The sequence below is a fragment of the Rhodococcus sp. 077-4 genome, from assembly GCF_047782425.1.
GTDB lineage: Bacteria > Actinomycetota > Actinomycetes > Mycobacteriales > Mycobacteriaceae > Rhodococcoides.
In genome coordinates, this window is sequence record NZ_JAJPWC010000002.1 from 1,488,919 (window position 1) to 1,510,253 (window position 21,335).

A 21,335-nucleotide genomic window follows, 5' to 3' on the forward strand; every position below is an offset into this window, starting at 1 on the left:
AGCAGGCGACGGAGCGGGTAGGCGTCAGGCCTTCACAGCTCCCGGGCAATGATGCCTTTCATAACTTCGTTGGCTCCCGCGTAGATGCGTTGAACGCGTGCGTCCTGATACATGCGAGCTATGAGATATTCCCGCATGTAGCCGTATCCACCGTGGAGCTGCACGCACCGATCGATCACTGCGCATTGCTGGTCGGTGAGCCAATACTTGACCATTGCTGCTTCGGCGGGGTCGAGTTCTCCGGCGAGGTGCGAGCGAATGCATGAATCGAGGAACGTCTCGCACGTCCGGGCGATCGTCTGACATTCGGCTAGCTCGAACGCCGTGTTCTGAAACTCGAACAGACTGTGTCCGAACGCCTGCCGGGACTTCGTGTATTCCACTGTGTCGTGCACGGCTCGGTTCATCGCCCCGGAGGCCTGCGCCCCGATGATCAGTCGCTCCTGCCCGAGTTGAGCCATCATCTGCGCAAACCCACGCCCCTCCTCCCCCAACAGGTTGGTCACCGGAACTCGCACATCGGTGAACGAGAGCTCCGAGGTGTCCGCACCGATCTGACCTACCTTGTCCAGCACCCGTCCGACAGCAAACCCCTCGGCGTCACGAAGGTCCACGAGCAGAAGCGACACACCTCGTGCTCCTGCTTTCGGATCCGTCTTGACGGCGAGCACGATCAGGTCGGCCGACGAACCGTTGGTGATGAACGTTTTCGAGCCGTTGACCACGTAGTGATCGCCATCGCGTATCGCGGAGGTCTTGATGGCTTTGAGATCGGATCCGGCACCCGGCTCGGTCATCCCGATTGCCCCGAGCAACTCGCCGGTTGCCATCCCCGGCAGCCATTGCGATTTCAGCTCTTCGGTGCCGTACTCGTTGATGTAGTGCGCGACGATGCCGGAATGCACCGAGATGCCGAACGACAGGTCGCCTGCGTAGCCCTGGGCGCAGAACACCGCAAGATCGTGCGCGAACGTTCCGCCGCCTCCGCCGTACTGCTCGGGAATCGAGCAGCAGAGGAGGCCGAGTTTGCCTGCTTCGAGCCACACTTCACAATCGATGCGATGCTGGGTATCCCATTTCTCGTTGTGCGCCATGACTTCTCGCTCGAAAAAGCCCGAGGCCAGGTCGGACAGCGCCTCAACTTCGTCGTCGTGCCAGGTAGGAATGTACTTCTTCATTCTTCGCCCTTCGGTACGGGATCGAACTCGATCGACTAGACAGCGACCCTGGGCGCACATGCGGATTCGGGGTACGCCTGCAGCAAGTTCTCGAGTTCGCGGTGATACTTTTCGACGTTCGCGACCTTGACCTGCTCGTATCCTCGAACCATGTCGGGCAACTCTGCGATGCGGACCGCCGACGACAGACTGTTCCGATTCAGCACCGTCAACAACTGAGTGATCGTGTCGCGGTACTCGGTGATCAACGCACGCTCCATCTTTCGGATGTGGTGGTATCCGAATACATCGAGCCTCGTTCCGCGGACCTTCCGCATGGCTTGCAATGTCTTGAATCCAGGGTTGACCCACGATCCGAGCGAGAGCTTGTTCTTCATTCCCATAGCCCGCAACATCGGCGGATGCAACCGGACCGCGCGGGTTGCTCCGGCACCGAACGCTTCTTTCACCGTCGCATCGAACTCGGGATCCAGTGCGAGCCGCGCAACCTCGTATTCGTCCTTGTAGGCCATCAACTTGTGCAGGCTGTGCGCCACAGCCTCGGTCAGAACAGTGGAACCAGCGACCGCCGATTCTTCCTGCAAGCGAACATCTTCGACGAACTCGACGTACTGCCGGGCATAACCCGCATTCTGGTAGTCGACAAGCTCCGCTGTGCGAATCAACACCTTGCGGGCCAATTCGGAGTCCCGCCCGGCGCGGACCGCCGAGGCGATGGACTGCGCCAGCGCTGACGGCGGTGCCGGCTCGAACACGGCACGACGGTTCGCTGCGATTGCAGCGTCCAGTGCGTCCGGATCCGCGACGGCCTGCCTGCCGCGGCGAAATGCCTGCAGGTTCGCCGAAACGGAGACACCGTTGAGTGTGATTGCCTCTTCGATCGCTTCGCGTCCGATCGGGAGCACTCCGGTCTGGAATGCAGCGCCGACGAGCAGCATGTTGGTGTACTGCTCGTCATCGAAAAGTTCGCGAGAGAGCAGCGCCGGGTCGAGATAGATTGCCCGGGCTGTTGCCCCACCGATCGCAGATCGAATCTCACCGATGCCGGGGAACTGGATCGAGGTGTCGACCACCATTTTGCCGGTCGGAATCTCGGTCGTGGACACGACAGCAACGGTCGTGTCGGTGTTGGCCACTTTCAGGTTCGCCGGGTCCGTCGCGACCAGGGAGTCGCATCCGAGGTACAGCCCGCAGCGGCCCTGCCCGATCTTGGACGCCGTATCGCGGAAGTCTGCGGTGATCTTGAGGTCGGAAATAACCGCCCCACCCTTCTGGGCCAGTCCCGTCTGATCGAGACTGCGGACGAACTTTCCGTCGATAACGGCTGCGGTGGCGAGGATTTGAGCGACCGTGATGACGCCGGTGCCGCCGACACCCATGATGCGCATTCCGAACTCGTCGGTAATCGTCGGTACGGCCGGATCGGCGACGATGTCGGTTGCCACGTCGGCCACTGGTTCTCGCTGCTCCGCCGGGCCCGGTGTGACAGTCAAGAAGGAGGGGCAGTCGCCTTTGAGGCAGGAATAGTCGAGGTTGCAGGAGGACTGATGGATTGTCGTCTTGCGTCCGAACTCGGTATCGGTGGGATGAACGGACAAACAGTTCGACTTCTCGCCGCAGTCGCCACAGCCCTCGCAGATCCTCTCGTTGATCATCACGCGGGTCGTGGGCGTCTCCATCTTGCCGCGCTTACGCTTACGACGCTTTTCCGCGGCGCATTCCTGATCGTGAACGAGCACCGAGACACCGGAGACGGTTGCGAGTTCCTCCTGCACAGCGACCAGGTCATCGCGGTCACGAACTTCTACTCCCTTGGGCAGTTTCAGTGACTTGATCCGATCGCGGTCCTCCGTTGTGACGACGACCTTCTTGACGCCCTCGGCCAGCAGCAGTCGTACCAGCTGGTCCAGAGGCATCCCGCCGACCGGGTCTTGACCGCCGGTCATAGCGACCGTGGCGTTGTAGAGGAGCTTGTAGGTGACGTTCTCACCCGATGCCACGGCCGCACGCATGGCGAGGGATCCCGAATGCATGAACGTGCCGTCACCGATGTTCTGAACGAAATGGCCTTCGGTCAGGAACGGTGCCATCCCGATCCACTGGGCACCCTCGCCGCCCATCTGGGTCAGTCCGATGACGTCGCCGACCTGCTTGTCGTCCATCATCATGACCATGGCATGGCAGCCGATGCCGCCGCCGATGAGCGTGTCGGGGGCGACCTTCGTCGAGGAGTTGTGTGGACATCCCGAGCAGAAATACGGCGTACGAGTGAGCAACGGAAGCGAGATTCGGGACCGCTTGGGGCGTTCCTTGTACCGCAGGACCGGGTCGACGCCGTACTCGTCGCCGAGCCGCTTCGTCAGCGCACTCGCGACGAGGTCAGCGTCGAGTTCACCGAAGGAATTGACCAGAGCTCTGCCGTCGGTGTTGTGCTTTCCGATCACCACGGGCGCATTGACGCTGCGGTACAGGATGTCGCGGATGGCGGTTTCGATGAAGGCGCGCTTCTCCTCGACCACGATGATTTCATCGAGTCCCATGGCGAATGCGGTGACGATGTCAGGATCGACAGGGTAGATCATTCCGAGCTTGAGAATTCTGATGCCGTAGCGGCGCAGATCCTCGGGTTCGAGTCCGAGAATCGACAGAGCTTCACGCAGATCGAGATACGTCTTGCCAGAGGTGACGATGCCGATGCGGTCGTCGGGTCCGGACTGCAGGATCTTGTTCAACCCGTTGATTCGCGCGTATTCCAGTGCCCGGGGCAGGCGGTCCATCTGCTGGCTGCGTTCGAGAGTCAGCAGGTTCGGGCCGACAAGGTTGGCGTTCGGCTTGTAGGTGCTGGGTCCGAGGGCACCGTACTTCGGATCGATCCGGTCCGGATGCACCACAGCCGAACTCGCGCCGTCGGCGACCGCGGTGACGATCTTCAGACCGGACCACAGGCCGGTGAAACGGGACAGGAACGGGGCGTGCACGCCGAAGTCGAGAACTTCCTGCGAATCCGCGGGATACAGCGTGGGAATCAGCAAGTCGGCCATCGCGACTTCGGACGCACATGCCAGCGAAGACGACTTTCCGCCCGGGTCGTCGCCGACGATGGCAACTGCTCCGCCGTTCGGGTCGGCACCGACGAGGTTGGCGTGACGGATGGCATCCGAGGCACGGTCGAGGCCTGGTGACTTGCCGTACCAGTACCCGGTGACACCGTCGGATCGGAGGTGCCCGATCTGTGGTGCCATCTGTGTCCCGAGTACCGACGTCGCCGCCAGTTCCTCGTTGACGCCCGGACGGTGCACAACGTCGCACTCGGACAGCATCTTTCGCTTGCGGCCGATTTCGAGATCGTATCCGGCGAGCGGAGATCCTTCGTAGCCGGAGACGAACGAGGACGATTGCAATCCTCGCCGGCGATCGAGGATGGCGCGATCACGCAGGATGCGGACCAGAGCTTGAATACCGGTGAGGTAGATCGAACCGTCGTCGAGGGTGTAACGGTCGTCGAGGGAAAACGCTGTGGATCGAGGCTGGAGAGTGGAAGTCACTGTCGGTGTCCTTGCTTGGTAGGTCTGGGTCACGTCAGGCGGGGGCTGTGCCGGGCGTGAGTCCTGCTACGAGTTCTTCGAGTGTGGTTGCGTTGTCGATGCGTTCGATGAAATCGGCTTCCGCGCGGTGAGCGATTTCGCAGTGCTCGACCACGCGCGGCATGTCGGCGAACGGAACGATGCAGATGCCGTCCGAGTCGCCGACGATGTAGTCCCCCGGGACCACCGTGCACCCGTGGATCGTCACGGGCCCGTTCATCTCGGCGATCTCGTACCGGTAGCGGGCAGCGGCCGGGTTTGTCGCGGAGCTGAACACCGGCAATCCCGAGGCGCGAATACTGTCGGTGTCGCGGACGGCACCGCCGACGACGCATCCGGCGATTCCTGCTTTGACCGCCCACCTCGCCGACAGGGCTCCCATGACCGACCCGGTGAGCGAGCCGGAGCAATCCATGACAGCGACGTCACCGGCGCGGCCGAAACCGTACAGGTCGCGGTCGCCGAAGATTCTTCCGCGACCGGCGTCGCGGTTGCTGCTCACGTCGCCGCCGAGTGGGACGTAACGCAGCGTCACAGCTTGTCCGCAGATGCGGATGCCTGCCGTGATCGGCTGCAGCGCAGTCGAATCGAGCACAAAACCGACACCGAGCTCGTCGAGCGTGTCGGCTACCGCCGACGAGGCGTCCGGTACGACGAGCAGCCGCGAGGCATAGTCGGTGTCGTATCGGGGCACGGACGATGACGAGATCTTCGACGTCGGTGTCGCGGAAGTCATCCTGGCGTAGGCATCGGAAGCGACACGAGCCTCAGACATGGTTCGTCCCTACGGGAACGCGTGGGGTCGTCGGCAGGCTGCGTCGTCGTGTGGCCTCGTAGGTGTCGATGTCGGCAACGTTGCGGAGTGTGAGGCCGATGTCGTCATACCCGTTGAGCAACCGCCAGCGCGCGTTTTCGTCGAGCTCGAACGCGTAGCTCTGCCCATCGCAGCGAACCTCACGCTCGAGCAGGTCGATGGTGATCGGATCGCTCGGGGTCGTCTCGATCGCTTTCCACAGTAAATCGATGACCTCTTGATCGAGCGTGATGGTCAACAGGCCGTTCTTCAGCGAATTCCCCCGAAAAATGTCCCCGAAACGCGGCGCGAGCACGGCCTTGAAGCCGTAGTTCTGCAACGCCCATACCGCCATTTCCCGCGAGGAGCCGACGCCGAAGTTCTCGCCCGCTACCAAGACGGTAGCGCCTTGGTGCTCAGGGCGATTCAGTACGAAGTCCTGCTGCGCTCGCCAGTCGTGCAGCAGGGCGTCTTCGTAACCTTCCTTGGTGACCCCGACGCAAAAACGCCCGGGAATGATCTGATCGGTGTCGACATCGGAGATGCGCAACGGAACTGCTGTTCCTGAGTGCACGGTGAACGGTTCCATCAGAGAGGTCCTTCCAGATCGGCAGGTGCCATCAGTCGGCCCGCCACCGCGGTTGCGGCGGCGACACCTGGAGATACGAGGTGGGTGCGTACCCCTCGCCCTTGGCGACCTTCGAAGTTGCGGTTGTTGGTCGACGCTGCCCGTTGGCCGGGTTGCAAGCGGTCGTCGTTGAGGGCAACGCACATCGAGCACCCCGAATACCGCAGCGGAGCACCGGCATCCGCGAAGATCTTGTCGAGGCCCTCCGAGATCGCCTGTGCACGTACGGCTTCGGAGCCGGGGACCAGCAGCACCTTGACCTTCGATGAGATGCGACGGCCCTTCCACACCTCGGCGACCTCGCGAAGATCCTCGATCCGACCGTTCGTGCACGAACCGATGAACACCGCATCGACCGCAACGTCGCGAAGTGGTGTTCCGGGTTCGAGATCCATGTAGCTGAGCGCTCGCTCGGCAGCGGCACGTTCGATCGCGTCGACGAACGACGCTGGGTCGGGCACGGTGTCGCCGATGCCGACCGATTGTGCAGGGTTGGTCCCCCACGACACGCGCGGCGCTATGGAGGCGGCATCGATGTGTACCTCTTTGTCGAAGACGGCGTCGTCGTCGGAGTAGAACGTGCGCCAGTACTCGACCTCAGCGTCGAATGCGTCACCGGCCGGGACGTGCGGCCGACCGCGCAGGTAGTCGACGGTCACCTCGTCGGGGGCGATGAGACCGGCCCGAGCACCTGCTTCGATCGACATGTTGCACACGGTCATTCGAGCTTCCATCGACAGTGAGCGAATAGCCTCGCCTTGGTATTCGATCACATGGCCTTGACCGCCACTGGTGCCGATTCGCTCGATTACGGCGAGAATCAGGTCCTTGGCACCGGTACCCAACGGCAGTTCTCCCTCGACCACGACGCGCATGTTCTTCATCGGAGTCATCGGCAGAGTCTGGGTAGCGAGGACGTGCTCGACCTGGCTCGTGCCGATTCCGAACGCCAGCGCTCCGAACGCACCGTGCGTGCTGGTGTGCGAGTCGCAACAGACCAGCGTCATTCCGGGCTGTGTCAGGCCGAGTTCAGGACCGATCACGTGAACGATTCCGCGTGAGGCGTCGCCGAGCGAGTAGAGCTCGATACCGAAATCCGCGCAATTGCGGCGGATGTGGTCGAGCTGCTCTGCGGCCGCGGGATCGGTGATCGTGCGCAGCACATCGTCGGTAGGCGTGTTGTGGTCCTCGGTGCCGAGCGTCAATTCCGGCCGGCGAACCGTACGACCGGCCTGCCGCAAGCCAGCGAATGCAGCGGGTGTGTTCACCTCGTGCAGCAAGTGCATATCGATATAGACCAAGTCCGGCTCGCCCTCGACAGAACGAACCAGGTGGCTCTGCCAAATCTTGTCCGCCAACGTGCTTCCCATTATCTGCACGGTTTCCTTCCACTAGTCGCGCGCTCCGAGGATGGGCCAGAACACTTCACGTCCGGCGGGGCTGGTGCCGAACGGTCCGCCCAGGACCTCGATGTGACACACAACATAGCCAGACATGTACCGTGAGATAAACCAATAGCTCGAATCTGCTACCAAATGCTCAAAAGTGAGCGACATCCGCGGACATAGATGCGCAGATGGATTAATTCCATGCAATCCCCAGGGAGGACACCGTGGACGGTTTCGACAAGCTGGATCTGGACCTACTTCGATTGATCGTCGAAGAACCCCGTGCCGGGGTACGCGAATACTCGCGCCGACTCAACATCGCCCGAAACACCGCCCAGGCGCGTATGACGAAGCTGGAGAAAGCCGGCGTGATCGTCACATGGCGTCCGCAGATCAACCTTGCGCCGCTCGGGTACACGGTGATGGCATTCGTACACGTCCACATCGCACAGAATCAGGTCGACGAAACATTGGAACGCCTGATTGCGGTGCCCGAGCTGATCGAGGCGAACACCGTATCCGGAGAAGGCGACCTGCTTTGCCGCGTCGTCGCGCGTGACAACACCCACTTCGAGTCGGTGCTGCAGGCCGTGATGAAAACTGAGGGAGTGCTCCGCACTCGTTCCGAAATCGTCCTGAGCCGGCGAATCTGGCCGCGCACCATCCCTATCGTCGAGAAGATGCGAGCCGAAAGCCGGTAGGACGCCACCGTTGTTATCGCGCATCTGGTACCTACACGGTGCATAGCTCGAACATTGACGGACTTGCGGCAAACTGGACTGAGCACTTGGCATAGTAATGCCGGATCTTTTCGGATCATGGTGAGCACTTGGAAGCATTCTGGTGGGACCGATTGATTTTGTGATGGCCATCACCATTGAATAGCGGCGAGCAGTAACGCCCACCACAGGCCCGGTGAGGCTCTGCCCACCAACAACTCACCGTTCGTCGGCCCATCACCGACGACGCGTGCTCGGCCCAACCGCAGAGCATCCACCGAAAGGGTTCCTTCGATGATCTATTTCGTATCGATCGCAGCGCTGATAGCGCTGTTCGCGATCGCCACCATGACACCGATCAATATGGGTGTCTTGGCCTTCGCTGCGGCATTCGTCGTAGGTGGTTGGTTGTCCGGCATGTCCATGGACGACATTTTCGGCTTCTTCCCCGGCAGTATCTTCACGATCATCGTGGGAATCACCCTGCTGTTCGGTATCGCCCGAGTGAACGGGACGGTGGACCTCATAGTCTCCGGCGCTCTCAAGCTGGTGCGCGGTAAGCGCTGGGCCATTGTGTGGTTGATGTTCGTCCTGGGCGCAGGACTGATGACGATGGGATCGGTACTCGCCGTCGGTATGCTGGCACCGATCGCCATGCCCATCGCCAAGCGGTACAAGATCGACCCGCTCCTGATGGGCATGATGATCAGCCACGGCGTGCTCGGAGCCGCGTTCTCTCCCATCACCGTCTACGGCGCATTCACCAACGGCTGGCTCCAATCCGCCGGTCTGCCGACGAACCCGCTTGCCCTGTACCTGATTCCACTGGGTCTGAGCTTTGTTCTCGCCCTCGGGCTGTTTCTGGTCCGTGGCCGTGACCTGATGAAATCCGACGGACAGATTATCGACATCGACGACTTCACCGGCGGCGGAACCAACTCGAACAGCCCCACATCCCTTCCGCGAGGCGGCAGCCTGGTCGGTGCATCCACATCCTCGCAACAAGGTGTCACCGCCCGTTCGGGCGCTGGTCCGATGGTCGTGACGACGGGACCGACGAAGCCAGGACCAGATCGTCTCGAGGAGATCGAAGCCACCGGCTTCACACCGATCCGCATCCTCACCCTGGTCGGCATGGGCGCTCTACTGATCGGTTCCGCAGTCTTCCAACTGGACGTCGGCGTGTGCTCGATGGTTATCGCAGCAGTTCTGCTGATGCTCGCACCTACCAAGCACAAGCCCGCAGTAGACAACGTCACGTGGTCCGCGGTCCTGCTCGTCTGCGGAATGCTCACGTACATGTCCGTCATGCGTGAGAACGGAACGTTGCAGTTCCTCGGCGATGCAGCCGCATCGTTGAGCTCGCCGATTCTGACCGCTCTCATCCTGTGCTACGCCGTCGCAGCTGTTTCCGCCGTCGGATCCTCCATCGGAACACTCGGTATCGTCCTACCGCTTGCGTCTCCATTGCTGATGCTCGGCGAATTGGGCTTGATCGGATTCATTGCGGCACTGTCGTTCTCGGCCGTCATCGTCGACGTCAGCCCACTGTCCAGCAACGGAGTCATGGTCCTCGCCAACGCACAGGTCCCGGACCGGGACGCATTCCAGAAGTCGCTGTTCAAGTACACCGGGTACATCGTCGCGGTCGCACCTCTGCTCGCGTGGTTGGTCGTCGTTCTGCCGACCTCGCTCTGACCCGTCGACGGCGGTCGTCCTCCCGAGAGGACGACCGCCGTGCACTTCGTTCACCTACTTCGACCGTTGGTCCTTGATCGCATGCAGTTACGCATCGCCTCACCGCAGGTCACGTGGGCGAAGCTTCAAGTCCACACCGGCAGAAGTTGCCCTGTCGGACGGCCGGTGTCAACCACCGAGCGGTGGACACCGCGCTGCATTTACTTTACTGTCTGCAAAGTAAATAAAACGCACTCGATAAAGGGGCACGTGTGGAAAAGGCAGCCGTTAGGTCGGTCACCACGAGCGAGGTTGAGCACTTCTCCGAGCATGGCTGGGTTCACCTGCCCTCCCTGGTCGATTCGGACACAGTCGAAGGTTTGCACCGAGTCGCCGACGATCGATTGAGCGCAACGAAGAGCGAGGTCGGGCGAGGAGTCGGCTACGTCGACCGCGCATTCGGGCAGGATCGCGACATCGCAGCTATCGAACCGGACTTCCGGGCGGTTGCTCATGACAAAAATATGGGAGACAACGCGATTCGATTACTGGGGTCAGTCCATCGCGTTCGCTTGCAAATCAGTAATCTACTCGTCAAGGAACCCGTCGGGAGCATGCTCCACAGCGAGGAAACGGTGTTCCACCAAGACTTTCCCTGGCTGCCGATGGATCGTTCGTCGATGCTCACCGTCTGGGTGGCTCTGGTCCCGGTGACCGCAGATATGGGTTCACTACGGTTCGTCGATCGGTCCCATCGCCTGGGTGTACTCGGACGCAGTTTTGTACGCGACGGTGACGATATGCTCTCGCAGCACCCGTGGCTCCAACAACACTCGATTGCCGGAGGGGTTGATCTGCAACCCGGCGACGCGACCGTGCACCATGCGCTCACTGTCCACGGCGCACCCGCGAATTCTACCGAGCGACGCCGTTTGTCCTTCGCTGCAACGTATTTCGGTGCAGACACCCTGTACACCGGGGCACCCTACTCACAAACGGATCAGCTCGATCCACCTCTGACTGTCGGCTCGCCTTTCGAGAGTCCACGATTTCCCCTCATCGACACACGGATCGAAGAATGATCGAAACCATGCGGGGACCTCTCGCCGACGACAATCTCGGTGCCACTCTGATGCACGAACATATATTCGGCTTGAGTCCCGAAGTGCACTGGAACCGGCCCGATCTCCCGGAAGAATGGGAGATCGAGCGAAGAGCACTGGAGGCTGCCACCAGGCTTAACGAAATCAAAGCACTCGGCATCGACACCATCGTCGATCTCACGGTGATAGGGCTGGGTCGTTTCATCCCTGCGATCGAACGGGTTGCCGAACAGACTGCGGTGAACATTGTTGTATCCACCGGAATCTACTGTGCCGACACCCTGCCACCATATTTCGGAAACAAAGGTCCCGGGTCGTTGTTCGGCGGGGAAGATCGCATGGTCGAGTTCTTCGTCCGCGACATTCTAGAGGGTATCGGTGATACCGGAGTCAAGGCGGCAATGCTCAAATGTGTGGTCGAGCATGCAGAACTGAATGCCGACATCGAGCGACTCGTGGTTGCAATTTCGCGGACTCACGAGTTGACGGGAACACCGATCACGGTGCACACCGACGCTCGGACGCAGTCCGGACGGGCGGCGTACCACGCATTGGCGAAAAGGGGAGTCGCTCCGGACAGCATCATCATCGGACACGCAGGCGACTCGACCGACGTCGACTACCTGTCCGAATTGGCTGATCGCGGCCTCTGGTTGGGAATGGACCGATTCGGAATCGAGTCGGTCTCCGGGGAGGAACGCATCGCAACGGTGGTAGCCATGTGCGAGCGCGGTTACGCTGAACGGATGGTTCTCTCTCATGACGCTTACAGCTTCAACGATCGCGTCGACAGTGCCATTGTTGCAGTGCGACACCCGAACTACCACTATGCCCACATATCTCGCGATGTGATTCCGGAGCTTCGACGACGCGGCGTCACCCAGGCGATGATCGACCGGATGATGGTAGAGAACCCGCAAACGATTCTCAGTAGTTGACATGTCACAGTCGAACGACTTTCCGACACGACGTAAGTCCGGTCGAAACGTAGAACCGGGCACCGCACCACCTACCGGCCGCGGCAGGCCGCGGGACCCTACTACCGACGAATCAGCGCTGGCGGCCGCACGAGTAATCCTTGCGACAGAGGGATATACCGGATTGACGTTTCGCAACGTCGCCGAACGAGCAGGGGTCACCCGGCCGACCCTTTACACACGGTGGCCGACCAAGGTGCATCTGGCATACGACGCGGCCTTTCCCGCCGACGATGGTGCACTGGTGATCGACACCGACGATTTTGTTTCGGACATCCGTCGACTGATGGTCGCTGCCGCTGCTTCTTACTCACGACCCGCCACCCGGGCGGCCTTGCCGCTTCTGCTCGCTGAGTTCCAACGGGACCCGTCTCTGCAGACGGAACTGAGGGAACCGAACGAATCCGAGGTGCGGGCACGTTTCGCGCACATCGTCGACAAGGCGGTCACGTTGAAACATGTTGTCCCAGAGGTCAACGCACACGTTCTGTTCGACACGATCGTCGGAGCAATTCAGTTCCGGGCAGTGTTTCATCGAGGAGTGGACCAATCGTTCATCGATTCACTGCAATCCACAATTTTCGATGGTGTACTGCGATCGCACGGCACAGACGAAGCGGCGAGCACCGCCGAGATTGCCGCGGAACAGTGAAATTTCAGACAGAGAACCGACCTGCCCCAGTGAACCCGGGCGGTACAACGACGTCGGTGGGTCCGAGGGTGTGCACCGATGAATGGCCGAGACCCAGCACGGTCGAGTCCAGACCGCCGCGCAGGATGTCGAGCACGTTCTCGACCCCCGCCTGACCGTTCGCCGCCAAACCCCACAGATACGCGCGCCCGATCAGGACGGCCCGCGCACCGAGCGCTAGTGCCTTCGCCACATCACTGCCCCGCCGGATACCGCCGTCGAGGGCGATCTCGACCTGATCCCCCACCGCCTCGGCGATGGCCGGCAGAACCCGGATCGACGCCGGCGAACCGTCGAGATTGTTGCCACCGTGATTGGACACCGAGATCGCAGTGACGCCTGCGTCCACGGCCCGCAGCGCGTCGTCGATACGCGAAATACCCTTGAGCATGAACGGACCGTCCCACTGCTCACGCAACCACGCAATGTCCTCCCACGACGGCAACGGAGTCGACATCCACTCCCGATACGCCGCGAAGAACGTCGGCGCAGGCCCACCGGGCGGAGCGAGATTCGGTGCCGTCAGATCCGGATACGCGCCCGCGCATGCCCACCGGGCCAGCCACCGCGGCCGTGCCAGTACCTCGGGTGCCAATCGAATCGTCGCCCTCACATCGAGACGTTCCGGTATCACCGGACTACCCCAATCACGACCCTCCGAGAACGACCAATCCATCGTCAGAATCAACCCGACAGCACCCGCAGCACGGGCACGATCGAGCATGTGCCCCAACAACTCCCGCGAACCCACCCAATGCAGCTGAAAGAACGTCTGCGGATTGGCGGCGACGACCTCCCCGATGGGTTTGCTCGCGAACAACGACAACCCCATCGGAATCCCCCGCGCCGCTGCCGCCCGCGCGACGGCGACCTCGCCGTCGGGGTGCACTGCCTGCACACCCGTCGGAGAGATCATCACCGGGAACGACAGCGGTTGCCCCATCAGTGTCGTCGACAACTCCCGGGTATTCGACTGACCCGCCACGTGCGGGGCGAACCCGAGTTCAGCGAACGCAGCCGTATTGTCCGAGGCGGTGATTCCGCGCTCCGAACCGGCAACTAGAGCGGCGTACACCGACTTCGGGAGTCGCTTCTTCGCGCGCCGCTGCGCCTCGGCAACGGACTCGAACCACCCCGATCTGTCGTACACGGGGTTCGCTAGTCGACGCCGAGTCTGCGGTCGAACCCGAGCGGCATGACGACATCCGACGGCGACAGGTCGTGGACCGACGTGTGCCCGAGCCCCAGAATTGCGGAATCGACTCCGCCGCGCAGAATGTCGAGCACATTCTCCACACCGGCCTGCCCGCCCGCCGACAGACCCCACAGATATGCACGCCCGATCAACACCGCCCGCGCACCGAGTGCGAGGGCCTTCACGACATCGCTGCCGCGGCGAATGCCGCCGTCGAGGGTGATCTCGACCTGATCGCCGACGGCCTCCGCGATCGCAGGCAACGCCCGGATCGGAGCCGGCGTGCCATCGAGATTGTTACCACCATGGTTCGACACCGAAATCGCCGTGCACCCCGCATCGACAGCCCGCTTCGCATCATCGACTCGCATCACACCCTTGAGCATGAACGGCCCACCCCACTGCTCCCGCAACCACGCCACGTCCTCCCACGTCGGCAACGCAGTACCCATCCACTCCCCGTACGCCCCGAAGAACGTCGGTGCAGGCCCACCCGTGGGAGGTGTCAGGTTCGGTGTCGTCAGATCGGGGATCTTGCCGGTCTTGGCGAACTCCCACAACCACTTCGGACGCATGATGCCCTCCGGCGCGAACTGAACCATTGCCTTGAGGTCCATCTTCTCCGGGATCGACGGGCTACCCCAGTCGCGGCCGTTCGAGAACGACCAATCCAACGTCATGATCAACCCGACCGCCCCGGCTGCGCGGGCCCGCTCCATCCGCTGCAACAACACCTCACGCGAACCCACCCAATACATCTGAAAGAACGTCTGCGGATTCGCCGCCGCGACCTCCTCGACGGACTTGCTCGCGAACGAGGACAACCCGATCGGAATACCGCGCGCCGCAGCAGCTCTCGCCACCGCGACCTCACCGTCCGGGTGGACGGCCTGAACGCCCGTCGGGGAAATCATCACCGGAAACGACAGCGGTTGCCCCATCACCGTCGTCGACAGATCACGCTTGTCCGACAGCCCAGCCACGTGCGGGGCGAAACCGAGTTCACCGAACGCAGCCATGTTGTCGTCGATCGTCACTCCGCGTTCCGAGCCTGCCACCAGAGCGGCGTACACGGACTTCGGTAGACGTTTCTTCGCACGCCGCTGCGCTTCGGCAACGGTCTCGAACCACACACTCTTCGCCATCAGCGTTCCTGCTCCATTCCTGCGAGCGGGTTCTCGTCGCAGATCTTCGCCGGCGGACGCATCATCAACGTCAGCGGCACCGACTTACGAGGGGTCTTGCGCTGACCGGTACGCGAATGATCGACACTGGACTTGGGGATCTCCCCCGCCGCCGCCAACGCCATCTCACCGTTACCGATCACGCATTCGGGATCCGGACCATCCATGGGCAGGCCCGTGAAAAATTTCGCTGCCATGCACCCACCACGGCACGCATCGAAATGGGCACACGTGGTGCACGCTCCCGAGGTCTGCGGCGAGCGCAACTCCTGGAACAAATCCGATGTCTGCCATACGGATTGGAAGCCGCCCATACCGGGGGATGTCGCTGTCGCGGGACGCGCGTCACGCACGATGTTGCCGGCGAGGAAGTTCTCGTGAATGGCGAACGGACAGGCATAGACGTCGCCGATCGGGTCGATCAGACACACCACCCGCCCCGCACCACACAGATTCAGGCCCGGCAGAGCGTCACCGAACGCCGAGAGATGGAAGAACGAATCCCCCGTCAACACACCCTCACCGTTCGCAACGAGCCAGTTGTAGAGTTCGCGCTGCTGACCGGCCGTCGGATGCAGATCATCCCACACATCCGCGCCGCGACCCGACGGCCGCAACCGCGTGATCCGCAGTGTCGCAGCATATTTGTCGGCGAGGGCTTTGAAATCGTCGAGCTGACTCACATTGTGCCGGGTCACGACAACGGAGATCTTCGCGTCCCGAAAGCCCGCCTCCTTCAGGTTCTCCAACGCCCGGCAGGCCATGTCGAACGAGCCCGGTCCGCGGACCGCGTCGTTGACCTCGGCGGTTGCGCCGTCGATGGAGATCTGCACGTCGACGTAGTCCGACGCCGCCAACCGCGCCGCCACCTTCTTGTCGATCTTGACCCCATTGGTGGAGAACTTCACCCCCACCTGATGGGCCGTCGCGTAATCGACGAGCTCCCAGAAGTCCGATCGCACAGTCGGTTCGCCGCCGCCGATGTTGACGTAGAACACCTGCATCTTCTGCAGCTCGTCGATGATCGACTTGCACTGCTCGGTACTGAGTTCACGGGGGTCACGACGACCCGACGACGACAAACAATGCACACACGACAAATTGCAGGCGTAGGTCAACTCCCACGTCAAACAAATGGGCGCGTCGAGACCGAGCTCGAACTGATCGACCAATCTGCCTACCGGAGCTGGTCTTTCGAGGGTGGAAGTCATGAAGGAACCTCATTCGTACAATCAGAGGAAAGATCCATCGAGGCTGCGACGGACCGAGGAAACGCTCGATCCGAACCAGGACCGAACAACGACTCAGACGGTGACGATCATCTTCGAATCAGCGAGCGTAGCAAAGGCTTTGACGTATGAAGCTGACGCCGATTCGGTGATGCCGGCGGCGGTGATAGCCGATCGCATATCCGGGTGATCGGGAAGCGATTCGATGATCGCCACGATCGTGCGGTTCTTCAGAAACGAGAGCTTGCGAGTGCCGAAGTGATACAGCAACGCCCCGAACGATTCGGGACGCAACGCCACCTGCGGATGAAGAGCCCACGCCGCATCCAGATCGAGTGCGTCCTGCACTGCAGCAGACATGATCAGTACACGCCGCACATGCCGTCGATCGACACTTCCTCGACCAGGGATTCTTCCACCAGATCGGACTCGACGACAGCCGTACCGACCACAGCGTTCTCGTTCTTCTTCGACATCTGAGACCTCCGCATGTTGTTGTAGGCCACACTTGCACTGTCGTGTGGCTCGGATCACTACAATAATGGCACTCGGTGCATAAAGACAGAGTTCGGAGCGAAAAGATGACGAGAAGTGCGAAACCCGCACACCGGATGGGTCGGCGCCCCTCCACAAGCAGGGGTGAGTTGAGTGACATGGGCATCGAACTGTTCGCGTCGAAAGGCTTCGACGAGACCAGCATCGATGACATCGCCGAGGCGGCCGGCATCGCACGCCGGACGTTCTTCCGCTACTTCCCCTCCAAGAACGCTGTTCCCTGGGGCGACTTCGACGCCCAACTCGAGGCACTCAGCGCGCACCTGTCCGCCCTGCCCCTCGACGTCAGCCTTCCAGATGCGCTGAGATCTGCACTGCTGCGATTCAACACATTCCCCGCCGAGGAAACCGAGATACATCGGCAGCGGATGTCCCTCATTTTGAAAAACGCAGCATTGCAGGGCTATTCGATGGTGATGTACGAGGGGTGGCGAGCTGTCATTGCCGAATTCGTCGCGGCTCGAACAAATTGCGCACCGACAGATCATTTCCCACGCACCGTCGGATGGGTCCTACTCGGCATAGCGATATCTGCGTACGAACAGTGGCTGACCGACGACGGACCGAGCCTGGCCGAGCTTCTGATCGAAGGAACGAAGCCCCTGTACGCAGGTCTCGGACAAACCGGCCCGGCAACATGACGTGGCCGAGTGCCCAGGGAAGGTTCACGAACACTTTTACTTTGACGCCCAACTAAATGGTGTCATAGCATTGGGCGGTCGACATAGGACTTCGCGTATCGAGGAGCTGCCGAGGGAGTTTCCGAAAAACCCTCGGAGTTCGCTCGATCGTGGGTGTCGTATGAGCGACGTGATCCTCGAAACCTACTGTGCCTGAAAGTTTTATCGTAGTTTTCTCATCCATCCTTGTAGGAGTTACGAATGATATCTACCGTCTTGATCGGAGGGGCTCGAACCCCGATCGGCAAGTTGGGCGGCGCTCTCGCGTCGTTGACTGCTGTCGAACTCGGAGCCCACGCCATCCGCGCCGCTCTGACCAGAACCGGACTCGAGCCGTCCAAGGTGGACGCCGTGATCTTCGGCAACGTCGTACAAGCCGGCGTAGGGCCCAATCCCGCTCGGCAAGCGGCAGTAGCTGCCGGTATACCGCTGTCCACACCAGCGATCACCATCAACAACCTGTGCCTGTCCGGACTTCAGGCGATCATCGACGCGAACAGGTTGATCCAATCGGGCGACGCCGACGTGGTCATCGCCGGTGGCATGGAATCCATGAGTAATTCTCCGCACATCGCCCGCGGCGCACGCGGTGGCTACCGTTATGGCCCAGCGACTCTCGAAGACTCACTCGACCGTGATGCACTCGTGTGCGCGTTCGACCGAGTCCCCATGGGGGAAGCCACCGACTTGTATGTACGGGATACGGGTATCAGCCGTGCACGTCAGGATGCGTTTGCCGCCCGATCGCACGACCTTGCTGCGCAGGCGACGCGAGACGGCACGTTCACCTCCGAGATAGCGCCCATCGAGGTACCCGGCAAGCGTGCAACGACAACGGTATCCGACGACGAAGGAATCCGGCCGGAGACCACTACGGAAAGCCTGGGAAGGCTACGCCCTGCATTTGTTGCAGATGGCACTGTCACTGCCGGCTCATCGTCTCAGCTGTCGGACGGCGCAGCCGCGGTGGTGGTCATGAGTAAGGCCAAGGCGACTGAACTCGGCCTTGATTGGATCGCTGAACTCGGATCATCGGCATTCGTCGCCGGGCCCGACACGTCGTTGCTGAATCAGCCGGCCAACGCGATAGAAAGGGCACTCGCCAAAGACGGCACTCTGACAGTCGCCGATCTCGATGTTGTCGAAATCAACGAAGCGTTCGCCGGCGTCGCACTGTCCTCGACGGATGCCCTCGGAATCGACGACGAAAGGGTCAACGTGAACGGCGGCGCCATCGCCTTGGGGCACCCAGTCGGGATGTCAGGTGCGCGTCTGGCGTTGTCACTCGCCCACGAACTCGGTCGCCGCGGCGGTGGCGTCGGTGCGGTTGCGCTGTGTGGCGGCGGTGGGCAAGGGAACGCCCTCATCCTTCACGCGTAATCACCGCTGAGACGCGGCCGGCAGCCCGGAAGGATCTGCCGGCCGCGTTCGTGCTGAGAGGACGACCCGACGCTGGTGCCTCGGTCAAATTCGGCGACGGACACCACTGCTGGACACACCCAGATGGCTGTCACACAAAGCTCTGAGTTCATCAGCCAACCCTGGCGAAAGCTCGCTCCGCAGAGATGTCACCGCCTCATCGAGACACAAGTAATAGCTCGCTGGTGTCAACCCGAACTGGACAAAAATATCCTCGGCGGGAGGGCCGCCCCAGAACCGCCACTTGATCGCCAAATCCAGCATGTCCCTTGATCTGTCGTGCATCGTAGCCCGCCGTTCGTATGACCGAAAGTTCTCACTCAGAAGTTGATCATGTGGCCCGCGAGGCCGTGGATCGCTTCCTGCAGTGCCTCCGACAGCGTCGGGTGCGTGTGGACGTTGCGTGCCAGCTCGTTGACCGTGAGGTCCCACTTCTGGGCCAGGGTCAGCTCCGGCAGCAGCTCGGACACGTCCGGCCCGATGAGGTGTCCACCGAGCAGTTCGCCGTGCTCGGTGTCGGCGATGAGCTTGACGAAGCCGGTGGCGTCGCCCAGTCCGTGCGCCTTGCCGTTGGCGGCGAACGGGAAGTTCGCGACCTTGATGTCCGAACCTCGTGCCTGCGCTTCTTCGCGGGCCTGGTCCTCGGTGAGGCCGAAGCTGGCCACCTGGGGCTGACAGAACGTCGCGCGCGGCATCATGCGGTAGTCGTCGATCGGCAATGTCTCTGCGCCGCCGATGGTTTCGGCGGCCACGACGGCCTGCGCCTCGGCCACGTGGGCGAGCTGGAGCTTGGCCGTGACGTCGCCGATGGCGTAGATGTGCGGGACATTGGTCTGCATCGTGTTGGTGATACCGATGGCACCGCGATCGGTGAGCTCCACGCCGGTCTTCTCCAGGCCGAATCCTTCGACGCGGGGGGCGAAACCGACGGACTGCATCACCTTGTCGACGGTGAAGGTCTCGCTCTCACCGGACTTGTTGTGCTTGATCTCGACGGTGACCTTGCTGCCGTCGTCGTCGATGCTCTGCACGCCTGCGCCGGTGATGACCTTGACGCCGAGCTTCTTGTACTGCTTCTCGATTTCCTTCGAGACGTCCTTGTCCTCGTTCGGGAGCGCGCGATCGAGGTACTCGACGATGGTGACGTCCACGCCGTAATTTTCGAGCACGTAGCCGAACTCCATGCCGATGGCACCGGCACCGACGATGAGAATCGAACCCGGCAGATCCTTGGTCATGATCTGCTCTTCGTACGTGACGACGTTCTTGCTCAGTTCGGTTCCGGGCAGCAGTTTGGTGGTGCTGCCGGTCGCGATGATCGCGTTGTCGAACGTGATCGTCTCGGTGCCACCCTTGGTCAGCTCGACCTCGATGGTGTTGGCATCGGTGAACGTGCCCTTGCCGTCGTACTCGGGGATCTTGTTCTTCTTCATCAAGAAGTGGATGCCCTTGACGCGTCCGTCGGCAACCTTGCGGCTGCGATCGAACGCTGCACCGAAGTCGAAGGAGGCTTCGCCCGAGATGCCGAACAGCTTCGCCTCTTTGGTGAAGAGGTGCGCCAGCTCGGCGTTACGGAGAAGTGCCTTCGAGGGGATGCAGCCGACGTTGAGGCACACACCGCCCCAGTACTTCTTCTCGATGATGGCAGTGCTGAGTCCGAGTTGTGCCGCGCGGATAGCAGCGACGTACCCACCGGGACCGGCTCCGAGGACAACGACGTCATAGTGCGAGGTCATCTGTAGTTTTCCCACTCTTCCTGGCTTGGGCACTGTCACGTGCGCCCACTCGTGGAGACGGCCTTTGCGAACAGCCGAACCCGTAAAGATCAAATGATTGAATCAAACGCTCCACTAGTCTACTGTGACTGTCAACACAGTCAAGGAGACGATATGCAACGTCCACACGGCGGGACTGTCCGCTTACCGTTCGACATCGGTCGAGTCCGAAGTGCACTCGTCATGGCAGGTCAACTCGACGTGCGAGCCCCGATGAGCGTGCACCCGCACAACGATCGAAGGACCTATTCGATCCAATCCAGGCAGATGCAGTGGATTGTCCGTGAAGCGTCGAACATCGCCGCGCGCGACGACTTGATCGTCGACGGCCATATCGTCCGTGCCGCAACGAATCGGTGACCGGTCAGATGAATCGGAGCAGGTACTGATGCGCACACAGACCGCTGCGGGCACCGAACAAAGGACGCCTCTTCCAGAAGGACGCAAGCTGCTCCGCCTCGAGATCCGAAACGCGGAGACCCCCATCGAACGCAAACCCAGCTGGATCAAGACGAAAGCCAAGATGGGCCCGGAATACACCGAGCTCAAAGGCCTTGTGA

20 protein-coding genes and 1 pseudogene are annotated in these 21,335 nt (G+C 61.5%); 9 read left to right on the plus strand and 12 right to left on the minus strand.

All coding sequences use genetic code 11. The annotated features are described in order from the left end of the window. Window positions 1-32: 32 nt before the first annotated feature. Genes ACNEOT_RS16145 through leuC form a run of 5 tightly spaced genes read right to left on the minus strand, consistent with a single transcriptional unit; the run spans window position 33 to window position 7,553 of the window. Window positions 33-1,178 (minus strand): acyl-CoA dehydrogenase family protein, encoded by a 1,146-nt coding sequence (locus ACNEOT_RS16145; RefSeq protein ID WP_415975063.1) that lies wholly within the window; start codon window positions 1,176-1,178, stop codon window positions 33-35. Window positions 1,179-1,213: 35 nt separating this feature from the next. Continuing rightward, window positions 1,214-4,723: an indolepyruvate ferredoxin oxidoreductase family protein gene (locus ACNEOT_RS16150; RefSeq protein WP_415975064.1), complete on the minus strand. Its 3,510-nt coding sequence runs from the start codon at window positions 4,721-4,723 to the stop codon at window positions 1,214-1,216. A gap of 34 nt (window positions 4,724-4,757) precedes the next feature. Then, window positions 4,758-5,537 (minus strand): RraA family protein, encoded by a 780-nt coding sequence (locus ACNEOT_RS16155; RefSeq protein WP_415975065.1) that lies wholly within the window; start codon window positions 5,535-5,537, stop codon window positions 4,758-4,760. After that, window positions 5,530-6,144 (minus strand): 3-isopropylmalate dehydratase small subunit, encoded by a 615-nt coding sequence (leuD, locus tag ACNEOT_RS16160; RefSeq protein ID WP_415975066.1) that lies wholly within the window; start codon window positions 6,142-6,144, stop codon window positions 5,530-5,532. Before leuD ends, ACNEOT_RS16155 begins: the two co-directional genes overlap by 8 nt. Continuing rightward, window positions 6,144-7,553: a 3-isopropylmalate dehydratase large subunit gene (gene leuC / locus ACNEOT_RS16165; RefSeq protein WP_415975067.1), complete on the minus strand. Its 1,410-nt coding sequence runs from the start codon at window positions 7,551-7,553 to the stop codon at window positions 6,144-6,146. The genes leuD and leuC overlap by 1 nt, the downstream gene beginning before the upstream one ends. Window positions 7,554-7,795: 242 nt before the next feature. Between leuC and ACNEOT_RS16170 the strand changes: the two genes are divergently transcribed. Further along, entirely contained in the window at window positions 7,796-8,272 is a 477-nt protein-coding gene (locus ACNEOT_RS16170; RefSeq protein WP_415975068.1) for an Lrp/AsnC family transcriptional regulator, read from the plus strand. Between the two features lie 170 nt (window positions 8,273-8,442). Here ACNEOT_RS16170 and ACNEOT_RS16175 read toward each other — a convergent pair whose 3' ends face one another. Further along, window positions 8,443-8,568, minus strand: a complete 126-nt coding sequence (locus ACNEOT_RS16175; protein WP_415975069.1) for a hypothetical protein — start codon at window positions 8,566-8,568, stop codon at window positions 8,443-8,445. A 16-nt stretch (window positions 8,569-8,584) separates the two neighbouring features. On the opposite strand from ACNEOT_RS16175, the gene ACNEOT_RS16180 reads away from it, so the two are divergent. The 4 genes from ACNEOT_RS16180 to ACNEOT_RS16195 all read left to right on the plus strand — a co-directional run bounded on the left by ACNEOT_RS16180 (window position 8,585) and on the right by ACNEOT_RS16195 (window position 12,699). Further along, on the plus strand, window positions 8,585-9,988 hold the full coding sequence (locus ACNEOT_RS16180; protein ID WP_415975070.1) for an SLC13 family permease: 1,404 nt from the start codon (window positions 8,585-8,587) through the stop codon (window positions 9,986-9,988). A 251-nt stretch (window positions 9,989-10,239) separates the two neighbouring features. Beyond that, window positions 10,240-11,049 (plus strand): phytanoyl-CoA dioxygenase family protein, encoded by an 810-nt coding sequence (locus tag ACNEOT_RS16185; protein ID WP_415975072.1) that lies wholly within the window; start codon window positions 10,240-10,242, stop codon window positions 11,047-11,049. Beyond that, complete coding sequence (locus tag ACNEOT_RS16190) at window positions 11,046-12,008, plus strand: phosphotriesterase (protein ID WP_415975073.1); 963 nt, start codon at window positions 11,046-11,048, stop codon at window positions 12,006-12,008. Before ACNEOT_RS16185 ends, ACNEOT_RS16190 begins: the two co-directional genes overlap by 4 nt. Window position 12,009: 1 nt before the next feature. Further along, a complete protein-coding gene (locus ACNEOT_RS16195; protein WP_415975074.1) occupies window positions 12,010-12,699 on the plus strand; it encodes a TetR/AcrR family transcriptional regulator in 690 nt (229 codons plus the stop codon). A 4-nt stretch (window positions 12,700-12,703) separates the two neighbouring features. Here ACNEOT_RS16195 and mftD (ACNEOT_RS16200) read toward each other — a convergent pair whose 3' ends face one another. The 5 genes from mftD (ACNEOT_RS16200) to mftA all read right to left on the minus strand — a co-directional run bounded on the left by mftD (ACNEOT_RS16200) (window position 12,704) and on the right by mftA (window position 16,822). Further along, a complete protein-coding gene (gene mftD, locus ACNEOT_RS16200; RefSeq protein ID WP_415975076.1) occupies window positions 12,704-13,888 on the minus strand; it encodes a pre-mycofactocin synthase MftD in 1,185 nt (394 codons plus the stop codon). Between the two features lie 8 nt (window positions 13,889-13,896). Then, complete coding sequence (gene mftD / locus ACNEOT_RS16205; protein WP_415975077.1) at window positions 13,897-15,078, minus strand: pre-mycofactocin synthase MftD; 1,182 nt, start codon at window positions 15,076-15,078, stop codon at window positions 13,897-13,899. Continuing rightward, window positions 15,078-16,328, minus strand: a complete 1,251-nt coding sequence (gene mftC, locus ACNEOT_RS16210; RefSeq protein ID WP_415975079.1) for a mycofactocin radical SAM maturase — start codon at window positions 16,326-16,328, stop codon at window positions 15,078-15,080. The genes mftD (ACNEOT_RS16205) and mftC overlap by 1 nt, the downstream gene beginning before the upstream one ends. A 93-nt stretch (window positions 16,329-16,421) precedes the next feature. After that, a complete protein-coding gene (mftB, locus tag ACNEOT_RS16215) occupies window positions 16,422-16,706 on the minus strand; it encodes a mycofactocin biosynthesis chaperone MftB (RefSeq protein WP_415975080.1) in 285 nt (94 codons plus the stop codon). A 2-nt stretch (window positions 16,707-16,708) separates the two neighbouring features. Then, the gene (mftA, locus tag ACNEOT_RS16220; RefSeq protein ID WP_080730438.1) at window positions 16,709-16,822 is read right to left on the minus strand and encodes a mycofactocin precursor MftA; all 114 of its coding nucleotides are present in this window, start codon (window positions 16,820-16,822) and stop codon (window positions 16,709-16,711) included. A 105-nt stretch (window positions 16,823-16,927) separates the two neighbouring features. On the opposite strand from mftA, the gene mftR reads away from it, so the two are divergent. Then, the gene (mftR, locus tag ACNEOT_RS16225) at window positions 16,928-17,542 is read left to right on the plus strand and encodes a mycofactocin system transcriptional regulator (protein WP_415975081.1); all 615 of its coding nucleotides are present in this window, start codon (window positions 16,928-16,930) and stop codon (window positions 17,540-17,542) included. Window positions 17,543-17,782: 240 nt separating this feature from the next. After that, entirely contained in the window at window positions 17,783-18,961 is a 1,179-nt protein-coding gene (locus ACNEOT_RS16230) for an acetyl-CoA C-acetyltransferase (RefSeq protein ID WP_415975082.1), read from the plus strand. Between the two features lie 359 nt (window positions 18,962-19,320). Here the strand turns inward: ACNEOT_RS16230 and lpdA are convergent, their stop codons facing one another. After that, window positions 19,321-20,736: a dihydrolipoyl dehydrogenase gene (gene lpdA / locus ACNEOT_RS16235; protein ID WP_415975083.1), complete on the minus strand. Its 1,416-nt coding sequence runs from the start codon at window positions 20,734-20,736 to the stop codon at window positions 19,321-19,323. 153 nt (window positions 20,737-20,889) lie between these two features. Here lpdA and ACNEOT_RS16240 point away from each other — a divergent pair, with 153 nt between their 5' ends. Next, window positions 20,890-21,135 carry a hypothetical protein gene (locus ACNEOT_RS16240; protein ID WP_415975084.1) on the plus strand — a complete coding sequence of 82 codons (246 nt, stop codon included), beginning with the start codon at window positions 20,890-20,892 and terminating at the stop codon, window positions 21,133-21,135. Between the two features lie 28 nt (window positions 21,136-21,163). Beyond that, window positions 21,164-21,335: pseudogene (locus tag ACNEOT_RS16245) on the plus strand (lipoyl synthase); the annotation flags it as partial.